At 70.5% G+C, this 20,499-nt stretch carries 20 protein-coding genes; 6 read left to right on the forward strand and 14 right to left on the reverse strand.

From position 1 onward, the window contains the following. Positions 1-167: 167 nt before the first annotated feature. From K8638_RS10760 to K8638_RS10790, 7 genes are read right to left on the reverse strand one after another with little or no spacing between them, the layout of a single operon-like run. Positions 168-2,012 (reverse strand): GspE/PulE family protein, encoded by a 1,845-nt coding sequence (locus K8638_RS10760; protein WP_223754374.1) that lies wholly within the window; start codon positions 2,010-2,012, stop codon positions 168-170. Continuing rightward, complete coding sequence (locus K8638_RS10765; RefSeq protein WP_223754375.1) at positions 1,997-3,793, reverse strand: matrixin family metalloprotease; 1,797 nt, start codon at positions 3,791-3,793, stop codon at positions 1,997-1,999. Before K8638_RS10765 ends, K8638_RS10760 begins: the two co-directional genes overlap by 16 nt. A gap of 45 nt (positions 3,794-3,838) precedes the next feature. After that, positions 3,839-4,600: a uroporphyrinogen-III synthase gene (locus K8638_RS10770; RefSeq protein WP_223754376.1), complete on the reverse strand. Its 762-nt coding sequence runs from the start codon at positions 4,598-4,600 to the stop codon at positions 3,839-3,841. A gap of 13 nt (positions 4,601-4,613) precedes the next feature. After that, the gene (gene hemC / locus K8638_RS10775) at positions 4,614-5,555 is read right to left on the reverse strand and encodes a hydroxymethylbilane synthase (RefSeq protein ID WP_223754377.1); all 942 of its coding nucleotides are present in this window, start codon (positions 5,553-5,555) and stop codon (positions 4,614-4,616) included. Then, complete coding sequence (hemA, locus tag K8638_RS10780; protein ID WP_223754378.1) at positions 5,552-6,886, reverse strand: glutamyl-tRNA reductase; 1,335 nt, start codon at positions 6,884-6,886, stop codon at positions 5,552-5,554. The genes hemC and hemA overlap by 4 nt, the downstream gene beginning before the upstream one ends. Positions 6,887-6,888: 2 nt before the next feature. Next, positions 6,889-7,710: an inner membrane protein YpjD gene (locus tag K8638_RS10785; protein WP_223754379.1), complete on the reverse strand. Its 822-nt coding sequence runs from the start codon at positions 7,708-7,710 to the stop codon at positions 6,889-6,891. A 32-nt stretch (positions 7,711-7,742) separates the two neighbouring features. Further along, the gene (locus K8638_RS10790; RefSeq protein ID WP_223754380.1) at positions 7,743-8,120 is read right to left on the reverse strand and encodes a hypothetical protein; all 378 of its coding nucleotides are present in this window, start codon (positions 8,118-8,120) and stop codon (positions 7,743-7,745) included. A gap of 183 nt (positions 8,121-8,303) precedes the next feature. On the opposite strand from K8638_RS10790, the gene trxA reads away from it, so the two are divergent. Both trxA and K8638_RS10800 read left to right on the forward strand, forming a co-directional pair. Further along, on the forward strand, positions 8,304-8,633 hold the full coding sequence (trxA, locus tag K8638_RS10795) for a thioredoxin (RefSeq protein WP_223754381.1): 330 nt from the start codon (positions 8,304-8,306) through the stop codon (positions 8,631-8,633). 406 nt (positions 8,634-9,039) lie between these two features. Continuing rightward, positions 9,040-9,381, forward strand: a complete 342-nt coding sequence (locus K8638_RS10800) for a hypothetical protein (protein ID WP_223754382.1) — start codon at positions 9,040-9,042, stop codon at positions 9,379-9,381. 130 nt (positions 9,382-9,511) lie between these two features. On the opposite strand, the gene K8638_RS10805 is transcribed toward K8638_RS10800, so the two are convergent. The 5 genes from K8638_RS10805 to mreC form a co-directional block, all read right to left on the reverse strand. Further along, on the reverse strand, positions 9,512-10,210 hold the full coding sequence (locus K8638_RS10805; protein WP_223754383.1) for a PilZ domain-containing protein: 699 nt from the start codon (positions 10,208-10,210) through the stop codon (positions 9,512-9,514). Between the two features lie 113 nt (positions 10,211-10,323). Further along, a complete protein-coding gene (rodA, locus tag K8638_RS10810; protein ID WP_223754652.1) occupies positions 10,324-11,451 on the reverse strand; it encodes a rod shape-determining protein RodA in 1,128 nt (375 codons plus the stop codon). A gap of 7 nt (positions 11,452-11,458) precedes the next feature. After that, complete coding sequence (gene mrdA / locus K8638_RS10815; RefSeq protein ID WP_223754384.1) at positions 11,459-13,498, reverse strand: penicillin-binding protein 2; 2,040 nt, start codon at positions 13,496-13,498, stop codon at positions 11,459-11,461. Continuing rightward, entirely contained in the window at positions 13,495-13,995 is a 501-nt protein-coding gene (locus tag K8638_RS10820; protein ID WP_223754385.1) for a hypothetical protein, read from the reverse strand. The genes mrdA and K8638_RS10820 overlap by 4 nt, the downstream gene beginning before the upstream one ends. Further along, a complete protein-coding gene (gene mreC, locus K8638_RS10825; RefSeq protein ID WP_223754386.1) occupies positions 13,992-14,852 on the reverse strand; it encodes a rod shape-determining protein MreC in 861 nt (286 codons plus the stop codon). The genes K8638_RS10820 and mreC overlap by 4 nt, the downstream gene beginning before the upstream one ends. Positions 14,853-15,072: 220 nt before the next feature. Between mreC and K8638_RS10830 the strand changes: the two genes are divergently transcribed. Further along, positions 15,073-16,641 carry a peptidylprolyl isomerase gene (locus K8638_RS10830; RefSeq protein ID WP_223754387.1) on the forward strand — a complete coding sequence of 523 codons (1,569 nt, stop codon included), beginning with the start codon at positions 15,073-15,075 and terminating at the stop codon, positions 16,639-16,641. A gap of 93 nt (positions 16,642-16,734) precedes the next feature. Here the strand turns inward: K8638_RS10830 and K8638_RS10835 are convergent, their stop codons facing one another. Then, the gene (locus K8638_RS10835; RefSeq protein WP_223754388.1) at positions 16,735-17,823 is read right to left on the reverse strand and encodes a diguanylate cyclase; all 1,089 of its coding nucleotides are present in this window, start codon (positions 17,821-17,823) and stop codon (positions 16,735-16,737) included. Positions 17,824-17,876: 53 nt separating this feature from the next. Between K8638_RS10835 and K8638_RS10840 the strand changes: the two genes are divergently transcribed. Both K8638_RS10840 and K8638_RS10845 read left to right on the forward strand, forming a co-directional pair. Continuing rightward, the gene (locus K8638_RS10840) at positions 17,877-18,476 is read left to right on the forward strand and encodes a nucleoside triphosphate pyrophosphatase (RefSeq protein WP_223754389.1); all 600 of its coding nucleotides are present in this window, start codon (positions 17,877-17,879) and stop codon (positions 18,474-18,476) included. Then, the gene (locus K8638_RS10845; RefSeq protein ID WP_223754390.1) at positions 18,473-19,144 is read left to right on the forward strand and encodes a YggS family pyridoxal phosphate-dependent enzyme; all 672 of its coding nucleotides are present in this window, start codon (positions 18,473-18,475) and stop codon (positions 19,142-19,144) included. The genes K8638_RS10840 and K8638_RS10845 overlap by 4 nt, the downstream gene beginning before the upstream one ends. Before the next feature lie 19 nt (positions 19,145-19,163). Here K8638_RS10845 and K8638_RS10850 read toward each other — a convergent pair whose 3' ends face one another. Beyond that, the gene (locus K8638_RS10850) at positions 19,164-19,370 is read right to left on the reverse strand and encodes a hypothetical protein (protein WP_223754391.1); all 207 of its coding nucleotides are present in this window, start codon (positions 19,368-19,370) and stop codon (positions 19,164-19,166) included. Positions 19,371-19,683: 313 nt separating this feature from the next. Between K8638_RS10850 and K8638_RS10855 the strand changes: the two genes are divergently transcribed. Continuing rightward, on the forward strand, positions 19,684-20,490 hold the full coding sequence (locus K8638_RS10855) for a DUF3108 domain-containing protein (RefSeq protein ID WP_223754392.1): 807 nt from the start codon (positions 19,684-19,686) through the stop codon (positions 20,488-20,490). The last annotated feature ends 9 nt before the right edge of the window (positions 20,491-20,499 follow it).

Consider the following 20,499-nt stretch of genomic DNA (forward strand, 5'->3'; position numbering starts at 1 on the left):
ACAACGCAATAGTGGCCAGGGCGCACAGCCCTCACTTGCCCGCTCCCCCCTGCCTACCCCTGACGCAGTAGTGTTAGTCCTCCGGCCCTGCACGGGCCTCCAGAAGCACCGCGGCCCGGCTTCCTCTCACGAGGGGCCGGGCCGTTGTCATTCGAGGCCCCGGGGGCTCAGGCCGACGTCATCCGCACCACCTCGTCGAAGGCGGTGAGGCCCTGGGCCAGCTTGCGCACGGCGGCCTCGCGCAGGGTGCGCATGCCCGAGCGCCGGGCCGCGTCCACCAGCGCGTCGTAGGGTGCCTCGCGGGAGACGAGGTCCCTCAGTTCTCCGCCGCAGGTGACGATTTCGAAGACACCCGTGCGGCCCACGAAGCCGGTGCCACGGCAGCGCACGCAGCCGGCGCCCTTGAGCAGCCGCACCCCGCCCGGCAGCAGCGGCAGCGGCGCCTGGAGCGCCAGCAGCTCGTCCGGGGTCAGCGTCGTCTCCTCCGCGCAGTGGCTGCACACCCGCCGCAGCAGGCGCTGGGCCATGACGCCCAACAGGCTCTGCGCCAGGAGGAAGGACGGCACGCCCAAGTCCCTCATGCGCGCCACCGCGCCCAGCGCGTCGTTGGTGTGCAGCGTGGACAGCACGAGGTGGCCGGTGAGCGCGGCCTGGATGGCGTTCTCCGCCGTCTCCGCGTCGCGAATCTCGCCCACCATGATGACGTCCGGGTCCTGGCGCAGGATGTGGCGCAGCGCCCCCGCGAAGTCGAGCCCCACCTTGGGCTGCACCTGCACCTGGTTGAAGGCGTCCCACACCATTTCGATGGGGTCTTCAATCGTGGTGACGTTGACGTCCGGCCCCGCCAGCGCCTTCAGCGCGGAGTAGAGCGTCGTCGTCTTGCCGCTGCCCGTGGGGCCGGTGACGAGGATGAGGCCGTGCGGCCGGTCAATCCACGACTCGAAGGCGGCCTTCTCGTCCGCCTCGAAGCCGAGCTGGGCGATGTCCTGCACCAGCGTCTCCGGGTCGAAGATACGGATGACCACCTTCTCGCCGAAGGCGGTGGGCAGCGTGGACACGCGCAGTTCCACCTCGCGTCCCTCGCGCTCCGTCTTGATGCGGCCGTCCTGCGGCTTGCGCTTCTCGGAGATGTCGATGCGCGCCAGCATCTTCACACGCGAGACGATGGGCGCATGCACCTGCGCCGGCAGCGAGTACACCGGGTGCAGCACACCGTCGATGCGCAGCCGCACCAGGCTGGTGCCGCGCTTGGGCTCCAGGTGGATGTCCGAGGCGCGGTTGTCGAAGGCGTAGCGCAAGAGGTAGTCCACCGCCTGCACCACCGGCCGGTCCGACGCCTCCAGCTCCTGCGTGCCGCTGAGCGACACGAGCTGCTCGAAGTTGGAGACCGGGGCCCCCGCGCCGCCGAAGTCGTCCGCGGCGCGCGCCAGCGTCTTGTTGAACCCGTAGATGTGGGCGATGGACTTGAGGATGTCCGACTTGGCGCTCAGCACCGGCTCCACCGGCAGCCCGGTGAGCCGGTGGAAGTTCTCGAAGAGCTCCCGGTCGAACGGGTTGGCCACCGCCACCCGCAGCCGGCCCTGCTCGGTGCGCTCCAGCGGCAGCAGCACGTGCTTCTGCGCGTAGGGGCGGGACACCGTGCGCGTGGCCAGCGCCATGTCCAGCTTGAGCGGGTCGATTTTCAGGTAGGGGATGCCGGCCGCGCGCGCGGCGGCCTCGGTGACGCGGTCCTCGTCCAGCGCGCCCCGGCCATTGGCCAGGGGCACCTGGAAGGCGGCCACCACCTCCACCGGCGACACGTCGTAGCGCGCCGCCTCCTTGCCGCCGGTGGCGCCCTGCGCCTTGAGGACGCGGGCGCGCGCGGCGGGCTCGCGGGCGAGGATTTCCTGCGCCTGCTGGGGTGTCAGCAGCTTCTGGGCAACCAGCGCCTCCAGCACGAAGAGCGTGGTGAAGTCATCCCGGCTCTTCGAGGGAGTGGGGGGGGCCCCCGCGCCGCTCACTGCCTGTGCCAAGTGCGTCTCCTTCCAGCCATCCACAGCAGCCCCACCAGTCCGGCGAGGAACGCCGCCGCGGACACCGGAGCGCCCTGGCAGCCACAACCATCCGGCCCGCCCACCGAGCCTCCCGTGCCACCGTCCGTGGGAGGAGGCGGCGGCGGAGTGCCCGCGTCGCCACAGAGCGCGCACGTGCCCGCGTCCGGACTGGCGGAGGGATCGTAGCAGGCGCCCCCGCCGCCACAGAGCATGTTGGGCGGGCAGTCCTGGCTGGTCCGGCAGGCCGGCAGGCAGGCCGCGCTGCTCTCCACCGCGCTGCACTGCAAAGGCGAGGCGCAGGTGCCCTGCGTGCACTCACGCACGCACGCCCGCTCCCCGTCGGCGCTCACCACCCGGCACGAGGTGCCGCTCGGGCATGAGCAGGAATTCGCCGCGCACGGCTGCGCGCACACGCCCTGCGAGTTGCCGTTGGGCTTGAGGCAGTACTGGTTGGTGCCGCACTGGCTGTCCGCCGTGCACGCGTCACCCACCTGCCGCCCGGCGGCTCCGGGCGCCACGCAGACGCGGTCGCAGAGCCGGCAGATGGAGTTGGTGCTTCCGCTGCAGTCCGCGTCGCCGTAGCAGGAGGGGACGCACAGGTCCCCCTCGGGGCGAGGGGAGCATGTGTAGCCCGGGCGGCAGTCGCTCGCGCTGGAGCAGCGCTTCAGGCACACCCTGCCCTGCCCCTCCACGTCGGCACACTCCGCGCCGCCGGGGCAGGTGCCGCGCCCGTTGCACGTCTCGGTGCAGTACCCGTCATCCCACCGCTCGAAGCCGCTCCCCGGGCCCGAGGGAAGCGCGGTGGGCATGATGCAGGTCGCGTTCGGGGTGAGGCAGCTCCCCTGGGTTCCATCACACGCGCTCCCCACCGGCGTCTGCGAGTTCGGTAGCGCGGGGAGGCAGGCCTTCGTGAAGCCGGAGACCAGGGTGGAGTCGCGGCACACGTACGGGGCCGGGCACTCGCCGGGCGTGCTGCCGGTGCAGCCCTTCGCGCACACCTGCAAGTCCTGCTTGCCAGTGGTGGTGGAGGGGACCGTCACACAGGTCAGCCCGTTGGAGCAGGTCCCCGTGCAGGGCGAGCCCACCGCGCCAGTCTGCGGATAGAACTGGCAGAGCGCCTGCGTGTCATAGGCCGCGAGCCGACGCCGGTTCTGCCCCGTCTTCAGCACCGCGTACATCACCGCCGAGCCATGGTCGAAGTCGTAGGTGTCGCCCAGGCCCAGGCAGTGGCCAATCTCTCGCATCAGCACGGTCTGCAGGTCCATGGCGTCCGTGGGCGTGGTCGCCAGCGTGGACCAGCGGTAGTCCACCGCGTTGAGGTAGATGTCGCACTGGTAGACGTAGCCACCGAAGGTCAGCGGCTTGGCGGCGCCGGGCAGGTCGCTCCCACTCAGGGTGTCCCTGTAGCGGGGGTCGCTGGCGCTCGTCACCCAGATGGGGACCACGGTGAAGCGGTCCGTGGGGTCCGCGACGTCGCCCATCGGGTTGCCGTTGGTGGCGCGGCCCGCGAGCTTGAACGCCGGCCAGGCGCAGCTCACGTCTTCCCAGGCCTTGAAGGCAGCCTCGGTCGCGGCCTGCACCTGGTCCAGCGAGTTGCCCGCGGGCTGGCTGGCGCGGGCGTCCAGGTAGTACTGGAGCGGATCCTGCGCGTTGTTGAGCACCCGGTGGCCCAGGTCCGTAATCGTCCCCTGAGCCACCGCCGTGGTGGACAGCATCAACAGACAGAGCGCCCACGCGCCCCTCGGCAGACCCCGAATCATCGCTCGACTCCTCCACGTCGGACCACACGCCGACGGGCGGGGAGTCTAGCCGCGAACCGCCCGGACGGCGGCATCCACGAACGACTCCGGAGTGGGCCGCTCCGCGACGGCCGCCGCCGGAATCCCCAGCCGCTCCAGGGCCGCGGCCGTGGTGGGGCCAATCGCCACCACCTTCGCGGCGCCCAGGCGCTCGCGGCCCACCGCCTCCAGGAAGGCCTCCGCGGTGCGCGGCGAGGCGAAGAGCGCCACGTCCGGAGGCGACGCCTCCAGTTGCGCCAGTGCGTCCTCCGGCAGCGGCGCCGGCGTGGAGCGGTAGGCCGTCACGCGGGTGACCTGCACGCCCAGTTCGCGCAGCCCGTCCTCCAGCTCGCGCCGCCCTTCCTCCGCGGCGGGCAGCAGGACTTCATCCCCCGGCTGGAGCGAGTCCTTGATGAGCTCGAAGAGCGCCGCGCCCGTGCCCTCCACGGGCTCCGCGGCCACGTCCAGGCCAAAGCCCTGCGCGGTGCGCGCGGTGCGGGGGCCCACGGCGGCCACCTTCACGCGGGACAGCCGGTCCACCGTGTCCGCCTCGCGCAGCGCCTCCATCAGCGCCTCCACCCCGGAGGGACTGGCGAATACCACCCAGCGGTAGCGCTGGATGTGCTCCGCCGCCGAGGCCAGCGGCCTCGGGTCCTCCGGAGGCCGCAGCTCCAGGAGGGGGACGCTGAGCACCTCCGCGCCCTCGTCCTCCAGCAGGAAGCACAGCTCCTCGGCCCGCTCACGCGGGCGCGTCACCAAGACTCGGATGCCTTCCAGTCGCCGTTCCACGCGGGGCGGCACTCTAGGACTCCCGGGCCTCCGCGCGGCGAGCGAAATCACGCAGGATGTCCGCGGCGCCACGCGAAAGCAGGTCGTCCGCCAGCGCCTCGCCCAGCTCCCGGGCCTTCTCCACCGGGCCGCGCACCTCGCCCCGCACCACCTGTGTGCCGTCCGGGCGGCCCACCAGCCCGCGAAGGTGCACGGTGCCTCCGTCGACAATGGCATGGCCGGCCAGCGGCACGGTGCAGCCGCCCTCCAGCTTCGCCAGCAGCGCGCGCTCGGCCGTCACAGCGATGCGGGTGGTGGCGTCCTCCAGCGGCGCCAGCAGCCCGCGCACGTCCGCGTCCGCCGTGCGGCATTGAATCGCCAGCACGCCCTGCCCCACCGCCGGCAGGCTCACCTCGGTGGGCAGCACCTGGGTGATGACGCCCTCCAGGCCCAGCCGCTTGAGGCCCGCGTACGCCAGCACCGCGCCGGCCAGCCCCATTTCGCGCGTCCTCGCCAGACGCGTCTGCACGTTGCCGCGCAGGCTGACGATGTCCAGGTCCGGCCGCGCCGAGCGCAGGATGCAGCTGCGGCGCAGCGACGACGTGCCCACGCGCGCGCCCTTCGGCAGCGTGTCCAGCGTCAGCCCGGCGCTGCCGCAGAAGGCATCCCGAGGGTCCTCGCGCGCCGGCACCGCCGCGAGCATCAACCCCTCCGGCAGCACCGACGTCATGTCCTTCAAGCTGTGCACGGCCAGGTCCGCGCGGCCGTCGAGCAGGGCCTGCTCGATTTCCTTCACGAACAGCCCCTTGCCGCCCACGGCGGACAGGGGCGCGGACAGGAAGCGGTCCCCCTCGGTGGTCATCTCCACCAGGGACACCTCCAGGCCGGGGTGGCGGGCGGACAGCAGCGCCGCCACGTGGCGGGCCTGCCAGAGCGCCAGCGGGCTCTGACGGGTGGCGATTCTCACGGCCTTCATCGTTTCACTCCGGTGGCGGCCTGCGCCGCGGCGGCGGATACGGCGGCGGGAGTGGCCGCGTCGGACGCGGCCTCCTCCATTTCCAGCAGCCCGAACAGCTCCGCGGCGGCGCCGGCCAGCCGGTTGCCCTCGCCCTCCGGGCCCACGGCGCGCAGCCGTGAGGTGGGCTCGTGCAGCAGCTTGTTGACGATGGCGCGGCCCATGGCCTCGATGCTCTTGCGCTGCTTCTCGGTGAGGCCGTCGCCCAGCGCGCCCAGCGTGCGCTCCACCTCGGCGCGGGCAATGGCCTCCGCGCGCTGGCGCAGGCGGGCCAGCACCGGCGTGCCCTCGCGCAGGGCGCGCTCCTTGACGAAGCGGGCCACCTCCTGCGCCACCAGCACGCCCGCCTTCTGCGCCTCCTCGGCGCGGGCCGCGGCGTTGTCCGCGACGAACTTCTGGATGTCGTCCACGTCGTAGGCGTGCACCCACTCCAGCGAGCCCACGCCCGGGTCGATGTCGCGCGGCACCGCCAGGTCCACCATGAACAGCGGCCGGCCCTTGCGAGACTTCCCCACCGCGCCGACGTTCTCCTTCGTGAAGATGGGCACCGGTGACGCCGTGCTGCACACCACCACGTCCGCCGCGGCCAGCAGCGAGAACAGCTCCTCGAAGGGCCGCGCCGCGCCGCCCACCTCCGCCGCCAGCGCCTCCGCGCGGGCCAGGGTGCGGTTGGTGACGAACAGCTTCGTGGCGCCCGCGCCCTTCAGGTGACGCGCCGCCAGCTCTCCCATCTCCCCCGCCCCCACCACCAACACCGTCTTGTCTCGCAAGCCGTCGAACACCTTGCTGGCGAGCTGCACCGCCGCCGCGGCCATGGACGTGGACGCGCGGCCGATGGCCGTCTCCGTGCGCACCCGCTTGGCGCAACTGAAGGCCGCCGCGCAGGCGCGCGTCAGCTCGCCACGCACCGAGCCCGCGCCCTGGCCCCGCTCGAAGGCGTCCTTCACCTGGCCCAGGATTTGAGCCTCGCCCAGCACCATGGAGTCCAGGCTGCCCGCCACGCGGAACAGGTGCACCAGCGCATTCTCACCCTGGTGCTCGTACAGGTGCTCCAGCGCCTCCGGGCCGCCCAGCGCCTGGATTTCCTCCACCACGCGCTGCCGGGCCACCGCCGCGTTCGGCGCGGCGAGGTACACCTCCACGCGGTTGCAGGTGGACACCCAGAGCGCCTCCACCGGGGCCTGCGCCAGCCGCTGGAGCACTTCCACCTGCCGCGCCTCCGGCAGCGCGAGCCGCTCGCGCACCGTCAGGGGCGCCGTCCGGTGGGACAGGCCTATGCAGATGAGCTCCATACTCAGGGCAACCTCATGGCCGACGCCGCCGGCGATGTCAGGTCGTACGAGGACAGGAAGGACACCAGCACCAGGCAGAAGCCGGCCATGGTGAGCAGCGCCACGCGCCGTCCCCTCCACCCCGCGAAGATGCGCGCGTTCACCAGCGCGGCGAAGACGGTCCACGCCACCACCGTCGCAATCGATTTGCCGTCCCAGTGCCAGGCCAGGCCGGGCGCGGTGAGGACGAAGAGGGTGCCCGTCACCAGGGTGATGGACAGCGCGATGAAGCCCCACAGCACCAGCCGCCGGTTGAGCGTGTCCAGGAACTCCAGCGAGGGCAGGCGCGAGAAGAGCAGCCCGAAGCGCTTGGCCTTCACCTGCCGCTCCATGAGGATGTACATGACGCCCACGCCCGCGGCGACCGCGAACGCGGCCAGCCCCAGCAGCGCGAGGCTGATGTGCAGCGGCAGGAGCGGCTGGCGCACACCCGGGGGCAGCGGCGCCTGGCCGCCCTCCAGCAGCAGGCCCGGCAGCAACACCGTCACCGCCAGCGGCGTGAGGAACGCGCCGATGACGGGCCGGCGGTAGCGCACGTCCAGCGCCAGGAAGATGGCCAGCAGGAGGAAGGCCAGCGCGGAGAAGCCCTGGGCCAGCCCCACCGGCCGCCCCGACTGGGCACCGAGCAGCTCGAACAGGGCCACGCCGTGCAGCGCCAGTCCGCCGCCCACCAACACGCGACCGGCCGTGGCCAGCAGCTCCGTCTGGCGGACCAGGTAGGCGAGGTAGGCCACGGCGGCGATGCCGTAGGCGTGGCAGGCGAGCGAGACCAGCGTATGGCTCATGGGCAGGCTCTTAACCGCTGAAGACGGGCGAATCAGCCCATCTTGTTGAGGATGAAGGCGGCCAGCAGGTCCGCCTCGGAGTCAGGCTTCTTCTCCCCACCCTCGGGCCGGGGCGCGGAAGCCACCTCCGTGACATACCCCGGAACGACCTCATAGGCGTTCTCCCCCACCAGCACCGAGTCGGCCATCTGCTCGGCCCCCAGGCGGGAGAGCTGCTCCTCGGTCTTCACCCGGGCCACCAGCCCCTGGGTGTCCTCACCCGACACGAGTTGCACGAAGTGCACCGCCGGGGTGAGGGGGAAGGTCGCACCTCCCTCCGCCATGACCACCAGCTTGCCCTCGCGCAGGTCCGCTTTGTCCGCCAGGGCCCACTCCTCGAGCTGGGTCTGGGGCAGGAAGAGCTTCGTCACGCCCCCAGCTTACACCAGGCTCCCTCCGGGAGGGGGCGGTTCGGGAGATTGGGTTGAAACGCCCCCCATTCGTCCGCATCTGTGCGGCCAGATGGGCTGATGACCGGCCGAGCCTTGCAGGGCCACCGGTCGCGTACTAGAGGACGCGCCGGATTGGCCGGACACGGGCCCGAAGGAGACCGCATGGCAAGCGCTGACGTGACGAACATCGGGGATGGTGACTTCAAGCAGCAGGTGCTGGACTCCCAGCAGCCCGTGCTGGTGGACTTCTGGGCCACCTGGTGCGCCCCCTGCCGGGCCATTGCCCCGGCCATCGAGGACCTCGCCTCCAAGTACCAGGGGCAGGTGAAGTTCACCAAGCTCAACATCGACGACAACCAGGACACGCCGCAGCAGTACGGCATCCGTTCCATCCCCACGCTGCTCATCTTCAAGGGCGGCAAGGTGGTGGAGCAGATCGTCGGCGCGGTGCCGAAGGCGCGCATCGAGGACGCGCTCAAGAAGTCGCTGTAGTCCGCTGTCCCGGCGAGCCCGGGGCTCGAGCGCGCGGAAGGAACCCCGCTCTTCTTCCGCGCGCCGCCCCAGCTCGTTCTTCTTGAAGGCGTGCGCCTCTCCGCGCGCCTCGAAGAGCTTCGCGGGCCCGGCGCGTCCCAAACTCGAACACACGGACCGCCCGACAGCCCTGTCTCATACGTCTCACTGCCTTCCTTTTAAAACGATAAAACCGAGAAAAGCACCACCTGCACAGCCAAGGACATGCGGGAAATACGTATCCATTTGCAGCCTTGTCACCAATTTTTTGAGATCGTTTACGAGTCGCGACAGACCCTGCACGGCTGTGTTGACAGCGATGACGTCCCCCGCCAAATAGGCACATAGCAGTGTCTGTCTTGATTAATCGTTTTCACTCGGAGTATTCATGGCACGTCCACGCAAAGAATTGTCCAATGTCCCACTGACACCGGCCATGGTGAACTGGGCGGAAGCCCTGGGAGACGCCATCGGCCGCGGCATGCTGCGGGCGCTCAACACCGGCATCCCGTCACTCGGTGGCAACGGTGTCTCCCATGGTGCGGGCAACGGCGTGGCGGTTCGCCGCCGGGGCCGTCCGCCCAAGATGCTCTCCGGCAACGGACTGGTGTCGTCGGACCGGCGCTGCACGGTGGATGGTTGTGGCCGGGAGCAGCGCTCGAAGGGGCTCTGCTCGGCGCACTACCAGGCGGAGCGTCGCCGGCTGCTGGCGGGCGGGAAGCCCGCCTGAGCCCCCCCCGGCGCTCGCGGAATACGCCCACGGCCCTGGGCGATTCGCTTGCGTCAAATACCCCGGCGCTCCCCACACCCCTCTGTCGCGCCAGGGTGTCTCGACTTTTGAAACGTGCTCGGCCCTCTCCCTACGTACCCTGCCAGGGGTCCGTGGAAGAGGTGGTGGCCTTGAGCAATTCCCAGGCGGCCAGGACGTCCACCACGCGCTCCACCTCATTGGGCAGTGAGCGGGCCCGCTGGGACTTCAGGTAATCCTCCGCGAAGGCCCGCAGGCGCATGCCCACGAAGAGCCGCGCCAGGGCGACCTCCGTCTGCCCGCTGAAGTCGAGGAAGCGGATGCCGAACCCGCTGCGTCCGCCGGGCCCGTTGCCGCGCTCCTCCCGGACGATTTCCGCGCGCGCCTGCACCGGCGCCGCGCCCGGCTCCAGCGAGAAACGCACCCCCAGCACCGTCCCCATCGGGAGGTAGAAGGTGCTCTCCAGGAAGGCGCCGCTGACGCTGACATTCACCGAGGTGAAGCTCGCGGCGAAGCGCCGCTCCCCGTCCCCGCCGTCCACCCATACCTCGAAGCGCGTGGCGAGCTGCGCCCGGGGAAACTGCCGGTGCTCGGCCTCGCCCTGGTTCATCTCGATGAGGGGCGCGACGAAAGGCGCGGCGGGCCGGCGGGACTCCAGCGCCACTCCCACCACCGGGCGGGGCTCCTTCACCGCCGCCGGGCGGGACTCCGGCCCCCGTCCCGCGTCCGGACGGGATTCCTTCCCCACTGGCGCCTCCGCCACCGCGGCGCGGGCCGTCCCACTCCCCTTCTGGGCAACCTTCCTCTGCATGACTCCACCTCCACCTTGCGCGGAAAGCTACCGCCTTCCTACCCGCAATGGTGGGGTGATTCACACCCTCTTGCGACGGCGCGGCCGGAGTCCCCGGGGAATCCGGGGATGGCTCAGAACATGTGCCGGCGCATGCTGATATTCACGAGCAGGCCGACGCTGAGCATGACGGACATCATGGATGAGCCGCCGTAGCTCATCAGCGGCAGGGTGATGCCCGTCACCGGCAGCAGGCCGATGACCATGCCGATGTTCTCGAACACCTGCCAGAACAGCATGGCCACCACGCCCACCGCGACGAAGGCGCCGAACCTGTCGCGGGCGTTGAAGCCCACGCCCAGCCCGAAGATGAAGATGGCGCCATACAGCAGCAGGAGCAGCACGCACATCACGAAGCCGTGCTCCTCCGCCCACACGGAGAAGATGAAGTCCGTGTGCTGCTCGGGCAGGAAGCGCAGGCCCGTCTGGGTGCCCTCGCGCCAGCCCTTTCCGGAGACGCCGCCGCTGCCCACCGCGATTTTCGACTGGGCCGCGTGGTAGCCGCTGCCGCGCAGGTCCGCTTCCGGGTCCAACCACCCGGAGATGCGCTGGCTCTGGTGCTTCTTCAGGTGGTGCCGGACGATGGTGGGACGCGGCTCGGGCACCTCACGGATGTAGTCGTTCCAGATGATGATGGCGCCCGCGAGGACTCCCGCGACCAGCGTGGCCACCAGGTACCAGCGCACCTTGCCGAAGAGGATGACGGTGAGCGACGTCAGGCCAATCATCAGCGCGGTGCCCAGGTCCGGCTGCACCAGCACCAGCACGAAGGGCACGCCGAAGACGAGCACCGGCTTCCACAGGCGCATCAGCCCGTAGGACGGCTCGTTGGGCCGGAAGTCGTCGTGGTAGACCTTGGCCAGCATCAGCACCACGCCAATCTTCATGAACTCCGCCGGCTGCAGGCGGAACGGGCCGATGATGAACCAGCTCTCCGCGCCCTTGGCGGTGTGGCCGAAGAAGCGCAGCGCGATGAGCGCCAGGATGTTGGCCGCGTAGATGGGCAGCGCCATGCGCTGAATCCACCGGTAGTCCACCAGGCACACCACCAGCACGGCCACCATGCCCAGCCCCAGGTAGAGGGCCTGGCTGGACCAGACGGGCGCGAGCGGCGGACGCGAGGCCGAGGCCAGGTTCCAGATGCCCAGGAGGCACACCGCCAGCACGCAGATGATGAGGCCCCAGGGAATGTGGGGCACCATCCGGCGCTCAATCCGCAGTTGCACGCGTGTCGTCCTCTTCGTCACCCGGCAACTGCGCCGGAGGCAGCACGCCCCGCGTCAGCGCCGCCTCGTCGGCGCTCGGCGCGCGGCGCGACACGGACGGCGTGTAGGGCTGGTTGGGACGCGGCGGCGGCGCCGTGGCGTCCTGCTTCTTCAAGTCGAAGTACTTCTGGATGACGGCCATCGCCGTGGGCGCCGCGTCCGAGCCGCCGTGGCCGCCGTGCTCGTTCAGCACGACGATGGCCAGCTCCGGCTTGTCCGCCGGAGCGAAGCCGGCGAACCACGCGTGGTCCCGCTCGAAGTAGCTCATCTGGTGCGTCTTCAGACGCACCGTGCCGAGCCGGGCCACCTGCGCGGTGCCCGTCTTGGCCGCCACCTTCATGCTCTTGTCGCTGATGCCCGCCATGCGCGCGCGGTACGCGGTGCCACCCGGCTCCTGGGCCACCTTCACCAACCCCTCCACCACCGCGTCGCGGTGCGCGCGGGGGATGTCCACCCGGCGGACGACCTCCGGCTTGAACTCCTCGATGACCTGCCCGTCCAGGTTCTCCAGCCGCTGCACCATCTGCGGCTTGTAGAGCGTGCCGCCATTGGCGATGGCCGCGTACACCAGCGCCAGCTGCAGCGGCGTCACGTTGTTGTCGCCCTGACCGATGGCGCTGTTGAGCGCCATGCCCTTGGTGTAGCCGCCGGGCGACGCCTTGTCGTGGTACGCGCTGGTCGGCATGATGCCCGGCACCTCCGCCACCACGTTGATGCCCGTGGGCGCCCCCAGGCCCAGCGCCTTGCCCATCTCGCCAATCGGGTCCAGGCCGATGGTATCCGCCACCTTGTAGAACCAGGTGTCGCAGGAGGTCTTCATCGCGTTGTAGCCGTCCATGAGCCCGTGGCCGCTGTCCTTGTGGCAGCGCCAGGTGCGCGCGCCCAGCCGGTAGCCGCCGGGGCAGCTCACCATCGTCTCCGGGCGGAAGCTGCCCGACTTGTAGGCGGCCAGTTGCGTGACGACCTTGAAGGTGGAGCCCGGGCTGTAGTGCTCGGCGGCCACGCGGTTGACCATCGGCTCCAGCGGATCCCTCGACAGCAAGGCCATCTGCGCCGGCGTGACACGGCCGGTGAGCAGGTTGGGGTCGAAGCCCGGCCGGGACACCAGCGCCTTGATGAAGCCGGTGTTCACGTCGATGGCCACCACCGCTCCCGTCGCGCCCGGAAAGGCGCGCTCCGCCTCTTCCTGCAGGCGCATGTCGATGGACAGCACCAGGTTGCTGCCGGCGACGGGCGGCACCACCGCGTTGTCGCCGAGCTTGACGTTGAGCTCCTCAATCGTCTGGCCGCGCGCGTTCACCACTTCCTTGCGCACGCCGTCCTGACCGCGCAGGCGCTGCTCGAAGTAGCGCTCCAGGCCGCGCCGGCCGATGTAGTCCCCCAGGGCGTACCGCCCGCCGTCGGCGTTGAGCCGCTCCAGCTCCTCCTGGGTGATTTCGTTCATGTACCCCAGCACGTGCGACAGCACGGTGTTGGTGCGGTAGAAGCGGTGCGGGACGGGCGCCACCTCCACGCCGTCGAGGATGTCGCGGCGGGCGGCCAGCCGGTCGTACTCGTCGCGGGTGAGGTCCACGCGCACCGGCACCGGCTGGAAGGGCGCGTTGCGCCGTCCCATGCGCACCGTGTCCTCCACCTTCTTGCGCTGGTCCGCGTCCCACTGGAGCAGCTCCGCGAGCCGCGGAATCACCTGCTCGAAGCAGTCCGTGCAGAAGGCCGGGGTGATGAAGGCGTCGAACGACGGGCGGCTGTCCACCAGGATGGTGCCGCGCGCATCCTTGATGACGCCGCGGTCGGCGCGCAGCCGCACCTCCTTGACGAAGTTGGCCACGCTCTTGGCGGCGTACTCGTCGCCCCGGGTGATTTGCAGCCGGTAGAGCTGGATGGACAGCATCACCAGGCCCAGTGACATGGCGAGGCCCAGCCACAGGAAGCGCCGCTTCAGCTCGCGGCCCGGCGTCGTGTTGCCCAGCGTGGGAGGTGTCACCGCAAGAGCCCCACCTGGCGGTCCTGCCCCGCCTCGAAGCGGCGCAGGAGCGGGAAGAGCGCCAGCGCCGCCGCCCCCGTGAGCACCACCTGCAGGGGCAGGCCCGACAGCAGCGAGGACGTGCTGCCGTTCTTCACCGTCAGCCAGGTGAAGAACGCGGCCAGCAGCCCGTGCCCCACGTCCGCGCCCATGGCGAACAGGGCGAAGGACATGGCGCCGCGCACGTCCACGAAGGTGGACACCAGCCGGCCCACCAGGAAGGTGAAGACGGCCAGGAAGGTGAACAGCCCCGTGGGCTGGCCACTCATGAGGTCCAGCAGGTAGCCCACCGCGAAGGCGGAGAAGGCCCCTTCCAGCAGCGTGGCGCGCAGGGCCAGGAACGCCACCAGCACCACGGTGACGTCAATCCGGCCGAGCACCAGGCCCGCCTGCTTCACCACCACCGACTCCAGCGTGAGCAACGCCAGCGCGAGACCCACCGTCACCAGGAACTTCATTTCGACGCGCCCTCCCCGGTGCTTCCCGGTGCCATGGCGCTATAGGGGCTGCCCACCACCAACACCTCCTCCAGCTTGCTCGTATCCACCGCCGGAACGATGTCCGCGCCCTGGAACATGCCGTGCTCCTTCTTCTCCAGGTTCGTCACCGTGCCTACCACCATGCCCGGAGGATAGATGCCATCCGTTCCCGCGGTGATGATGAGGTCGCCGTTCTCCACGTCCTCGGTGCGCAGCATGTTCTCCAGCTTGAGCGGCCCCGCGCCCGTCCCCGCCGCCGTGCCACGCGCCCGCGAGCGCTGCACCCGCACCGCCACCCGGCTCTGCGGGTCCGTCACCAGCGCCACGTCCGCGTAGCCCCCCGTCGCCCGGATGACCTGCCCGACGATGCCGTCCGGCGTCACCACCGACATGCCACGGAACACCCCGTCCTTCTCCCCGCTGCTGATGCGCACCGACAGGAGCTTCGCCACCGGGTTGACGCCCACCACCCGCGCCGGAATCTCCGGCCCCTCCGCCGTCTCCGCGTAGCCCAGGAGCTTGCGCAGCCGCTCGTTCTCCGTGCGGGCCTCCCCCAGCGACTGCACCGCCGCCCGGAGCTGGAGGTTCTCCAGGCGCAGCGCGTCATTCTCCTGCCGCACCCCGCGCAGGTCCAGGTAGCCCCGGACGGCGGCCACCGAGCCCTCGATGGCGGCGGTGAGCGCCTGCTGGACGGGCGAGGACAGGGCGATGACGGCCCTGTCCAGGGGGTTGGGGTCCCTGACCCTCCGCCCGCTCAGCAGGAAGGCCATGAGCGGGTAGAGCAGCAGGATGCCCACGATGAGGGGGCGGCGGTATCGCTTGAGGAGCGACAGCAAGGGGCGGAATCCCGGGGTGGGAGGGTGGGAGCGGGAGGGGTGGGGGCGGGCTAAAGTCTCTAAATCGCTTGCATTTTCCGGTGCGTTGTCCTAGGCAGTCAAGGCCCTGTGTCGATGGTGGTCGCAGCTCCACCACCCACCGGCCGGGCTACCAACAACACCGCGTCGCGAGTCCTTCCGCACGGGTTTTCTCGGCGCGTTTGCCCTCGAAGTGACGACAATGGACGGTCTGAATCCCCGGAAGGTCATATCGCTGGTGTTCATCATCGCCATCGCGGTGGTGTTCACGCTGTCGTTCGGGCCGGGCAGCAGCGGCTTCGGCGGCACGGGCACGACGACGGCCCCTGGTTCGGTGGCCACGGTGAATGGCAAGGAAATCCCCATGCGGGACTTCGCCAATGCGTGGGCCCGGCAGATGCAGCGCCTGCGCGCCCAGGGTAGCCCCATCCCCGAGTCCATGGCCCGCCAGTTCGGCATGCACAACCAGGTGCTCGAGGGGCTGGTCAACACCGAGCTGCTCGCCCAGGCGGCCGAGCGCCACGGCATCAGCCCGTCCGACGAGGAGCTGCGCAAGCTGATCCACCAGAGCCCGGACTTCCACAACAAGGAGGGCCAGTTCGACTTCACCCGCTACCAGCAGGTGCTGCGCGACTTCTACCGGAAGACGCCGCAGGAGTTCGAGGGTGAGCTGCGCCGTCAGCTCGCGGCCCAGAAGATGGTGGAGGTGGTGCGCGCCAACGCGGTGGTGTCCGACGACGAGGTCCGGGCCCGCTACGAGAAGGAGGGCAACCAGGCCAAGGTCGTCTTCGCGCGCTTCCTGCCCACCATGTACGCGGAGAAGGTGCAGGCCCCCACCGCCGCGCAGCTCGCGGAGTGGAAGAAGGCGCACGAGAAGGAAATCAAGGACTACTACGAGGCCAACCGCTTCGTGTACCAGCAGCCGGAGCGCATCCGCGCGCGGCAGGTGCTGGTGAAGCTGGCCCCGGACGCCACCGGCGAGCAGAAGGCCCAGGCGAAGGCGAAGGCCGAGGCGCTGCGCAAGGAAATCGAGGGCGGCAAGGACTTCGCCGCCGTGGCGCTCGAGAGCAGCGAGGACCCGGGCAGCAAGGCGCGCGGCGGCGACCTGGGCTGGGTGGAGCGCGGCAGCTGGGAGCCGGCGCTGGCGGACGCGGCCTTCGCGCTCAAGGCCGGAGAGATGACGCAGCCGGTGGAGACGAAGTTCGGCGTGCACGTGGTGAAGGTGGAGGAGAAGCAGCCCGCCCAGGACAAGAAGCTGGAGGAGGTCCAGGACGAGATCGCCACCACGCTCTACAAGCAGGAGCGCGCGAAGGAGACGGCCCGCGCCGAGGCGGAGAAGGCGCTGGCCACCGTGCAGGGCGGCCGCGGCCTGAAGGAGCTCTTCCCGCCGGAGAAGGAGCAGCCGGCCCTGCTGCGCTTCGAGACGGAGACGCGTCCGGAGGCCGTGGAGACGGACAAGTTCACCGCCGAGGGTGAGGCGGTGCCGCACCTGGGCCCCGCGCCCGCGCTGGTGAAGGCGGCCTTCGCGGCCAGCGGCCCGCAGGCGCTGGACCAGGTCTTCCCGGTGGGCGAGGGCTTCGTGGTGGCGCAGGTGGTGGAGCGCCAGAAGCCGGACGCCGAGGGCTTCGAGAAGCGCAAGGAGGAGCTGCGCGCCCAGGCCCGTCAGGCCAAGTCCATCGAGCTGACGGAGTCCTTCCTCAAGGCGCTGAAGAAGAGCGGCAACGTGGTGACCAACGCCCAGGCCATCGACTCGGTGCTGGGCGCGGGCTGAGGCCCCTCCTTTCTCACACGAGGGACGTGCCACGAGGGCCGGGCCGGGGGTTGCTCCCCTTCCCGGCCCTTGGCCTTTTCAGGAGCCCCGCCGTCAGCGCGCGGGGAAGTCGGAGGAGCCGTTGTCGGGGGCGGGAGGCACGGCGATGCTGAGGCCGTCCCGGCCCCGGGCCTTGGCCGCGTACATGGCGAAGTCCGCCGCGCGGATGAGGTCCATGGCGGAGCTGGCGTGGTCCGGGAAGGTGGCCACGCCCACGCTGGCGGTGAGGCGCACGGCCAGCCCGTGCTCCTTCAGGAAGCTCCGCCCGCGGAAGGCGTCGCAGATGCGCTGGCCGATGACGGTGGCCCCGTCCAGGTCCGTCTCCACCAGCAGCATGGCGAACTCGTCTCCGCCGTAGCGGAAGACGGCGTCCAGGTTCTGCCGCCCCAGGCCCATGAGCATGTCGCCCACCTCCTTCAAGGCGGCGCTGCCCATCAGGTGCCCGTGGCTGTCGTTGATGCTCTTGAAGTGGTCCAGGTCCAGGAAGACGAGCGCCAGCGGGTGGCGGAAGCGCGCCGCGCGCTTCACCTCGTGCTCCAGCAGCGCGCGCAGGTGCCGGGCGTTGTAGCAGCCGGTGTGCTCGTCGGTAATCGTGAGCTCCTGCACCCGGCGGAAGTTGCGCGCGTTTTCAATGGCGATGGCCGCGTAGTCGGCAATCGCGGTGAGGGTGGTGAGGTCCTCGTTGGTGAAGGGCGGGTCGGAGGGGCCGTTGACCAGCTCGATGATGCCCAGCACCCGGCCGCGGGCGATGAGGGGCACGGCGAGGATGGAGCGGGTGTGGAAGGCGGACGCCTGGTCGAAGCGGGGGGAGAAGCTGGGGTCGCCGCCCACGTCATGGACGAGCCGGGCGACACCGGAGGTGAAGACGGCGCCGGCGATGCCCTCGCCGGGGTTGAGCTGGAGGCCCTTCAAGACCTCGGCGCCGTCGCCCACCGCGATTTCGAAGTAGAGCTTCCCGGTGCGCTCGTCCTGGAGGATGAGGGACCAGTTGCGGGGCAGCAGCAGGCTGCTGACCTTCTGCATGACGAGCGCCAGCACCTCGCGCAGCTCCAGCGTGGAGGTCAGCGCCTTCGCCATCTCGTTGAAGGCGGCGAGCTGCTCCACCGTCCGCTTCATGGCCGACACGAGGTCTGCGGGTTTCATCCGAAGAGTCCACTCCGAGGCGCAAGTCTGGTAAGGCCGCGCCGAGCCGTAACATGCACATGAACGCAGAGCAAACGTCCCTCATCCTGGCATCGGCCTCGCCGCGGCGCAGGGAATTGTTGTCACAGCTCGGTCTGTCCTTCACCGTCTCCGCGGCGGATATTGACGAGACGCCCCGCGCGGGGGAGGCGGCCGAGGCCTATGTGCTGAGGCTGGCCCGGGAGAAGGCCCTCGCGGTGGCCGCCCGCCACCCCGGCGCCTGGGTGCTGGCCGCGGACACCACCGTGGTGCTGGGCCCGGAGCTGCTGGGCAAGCCCCGGGACGCCGAGGAGGCGAGGGCCATGCTCTCCCGCCTGTCCGGGCGCACCCACGAGGTGCACACCGGCGTGGCGCTGGCGGGCCGGCACGAGGAGGCCCTGGTGGTCCGTACACGTGTCACCTTTCGAGCACTCAGCGCGGGAGAGATTGCCTGGTACGCGGGCACCGGCGAGCCGCTGGACAAGGCGGGCGCCTACGCCGTCCAGGGACGTGGAGGTTTTCTCGTAGCCGCGGTGGAGGGCAGCCCCACCAACGTCATCGGCCTGCCGCTGGGCGAGACGATGGCGTTGCTGGAGCGCGCCGGAGTGCCGCTGCCGTGGAGGGCCTCACCATGAGTGGAAGCGTGGCGGAGCGGCTGGCGGCGGTGCGGGAGCGGGTGGCGGCGGCGTGCGCGCGCGCCGGGCGGCCGGTGGAGTCGGTGACGCTGCTGGCGGTGTCCAAGCTGAAGCCGGCGGCGCTCATCCGCGAGGCGTACGCCGCGGGCCAGCGGGACTTCGGGGAGAACTACGCGCAGGAGCTGCGGGACAAGGCCGCGGAGCTGGCGGACCTCGAGGGCCTGCGCTGGCACGCGATTGGCCCCTTGCAGACGAACAAGGTGAAGTACGTGGCGCGGGTGGCCAGCGCCTTCCACGCGCTGGACAGGCCGGAGGTTGCGCGCGAGCTGTCCAAGCGCCGCGAGGGCGCGCCTCCCCTGCCCTGCTACGTCGAGGTGAACGTGGGCGGAGAGGCCACCAAGAGCGGCCTCGAGCCCGGGGCCCTCGGGGCCTTCCTGGAAGAGGCGCGCGCCCTGCCCGGCCTCCAGCTCGTCGGCCTCATGTCGCTGCCGCCGCCCACGGACGACGAGGCGCGGGCGCGCGGCTACTTCCAGACACTGCGCGAGCTGGCCCGGACGCACGGCCTGCCGGGCCTGTCCATGGGCACCACGCACGACTTCGAGCTGGCCATCCAGGAAGGGGCCACCGTGGTGCGCGTGGGCACCGCCATCTTCGGCGAGCGGACCTGAAGCCGGCCGTGGGCCGGACTCACAGCTCCTTGAACTTCACCCGGCCCTCCGCGTTGACGAGGACCTTGTACTCGTTGCCACAGTAGTTGCAGCGCACCTCGTCCCCGTCGGTGAACGTCTCGTCCACGGGGTTGTTGGCGTGACAGTCCGGGCAGTCGAACTCCTTGAACACCCGGCTGCCGCCCGCCGCGCCCTTGTCATCATCGTCGTCGTAGTCGCTGGCCATGCACCCTCCTGGCAGGTGGCGCCCCGAAGGGCCGCCCGGGGCGAAGGCTACCAGCGCTGTCCTCCGGTGGACACCGCAAGCCGCACGGGGGGCGGCCGGGCTCAAGCCGGGAAGAGGCGCAAGGTCGGCCTTGCGTGCGAGAGTGTGGCGCCCGCGACGCTTCCACGTGCCCCCTCGTGGAGGGAGCGGGCACCCGTTGAATGCCTGGACTCCAGGCACGTCAGTGGAAATGGGCGGCGTCGGGAATGGTTCCGGGGCGGGTCTGGCGGACCACGACCAGGCTACTTAACTTCCTAGCGAGGGAGCTCACTCGATGCGTGCGCAGTCCAAGTGGGGATTCGCGGCGGTGCTGGCGGGCCTGATGTGGTCGGCGACGGCCATGGCCCAGGAGTCCTCCGCCAATCCGGCCTTCGGCCCCGGTGAGCAGTCCCAGTATCGCGTGAAGTACCTCGGCGTGACGGCGGGCACCGCGCAGGTGACGGTGGGCGCGCCCATGAAGCAGTGGGGCGAGGACGTGTGGCCCATCGTCGCGCTGGCGAAGAGCCACGACCTCATCGGCGTGTGGCCCATCAAGGACAAGTTCGTCTCGTACTGGCAGGCCGCCAGACAGCGCGTGCTGGGGAGTGATTTGCACGCGGACGAGAACGGCAAGCGCCGCCGCCAGCGCATCAAGATGCAGCCGGACGGCAGGAGCGCCCTCGTCGTGAAGCAGAAGGAGGGCGAGGCGCCGCGCGAGTCCACGCGCGAGCTGGAGACGGGCACGCTGGACGTGACGGGTGCCACCTTCGCGCTGCGCAACCGCGACCTGGAGGTGGGCCGTGAGTACGACTACCCCGTCTTCACCGGCAGCAAGAGCTTCACCATGCGCGCGAAGGTGGAGTCGCGCGAGGTGATGAAGACGGACCTGGGGCCGAAGGAGGTCTTCAAGGTCCGCGTGCAGGCGGAGTTCGGCGGCAGCCTGGCGTCCAAGCGGGACATGTTCGTGTACCTCACCACCGACCCCACCCACGTGCCGGTGCGCGTGGAGGCGGAGTTCGCGCTGGGGACGATGGTGGCGGAAATCACCGACTACAAGCCGGGCCGCATCATGGCGGTGGCCCGGGCGGAGAACGGCGGGTAACGGCCGCTG

Source organism: Myxococcus sp. RHSTA-1-4, from assembly GCF_020037125.1.
Taxonomy (GTDB): Bacteria; Myxococcota; Myxococcia; order Myxococcales; family Myxococcaceae; genus Myxococcus.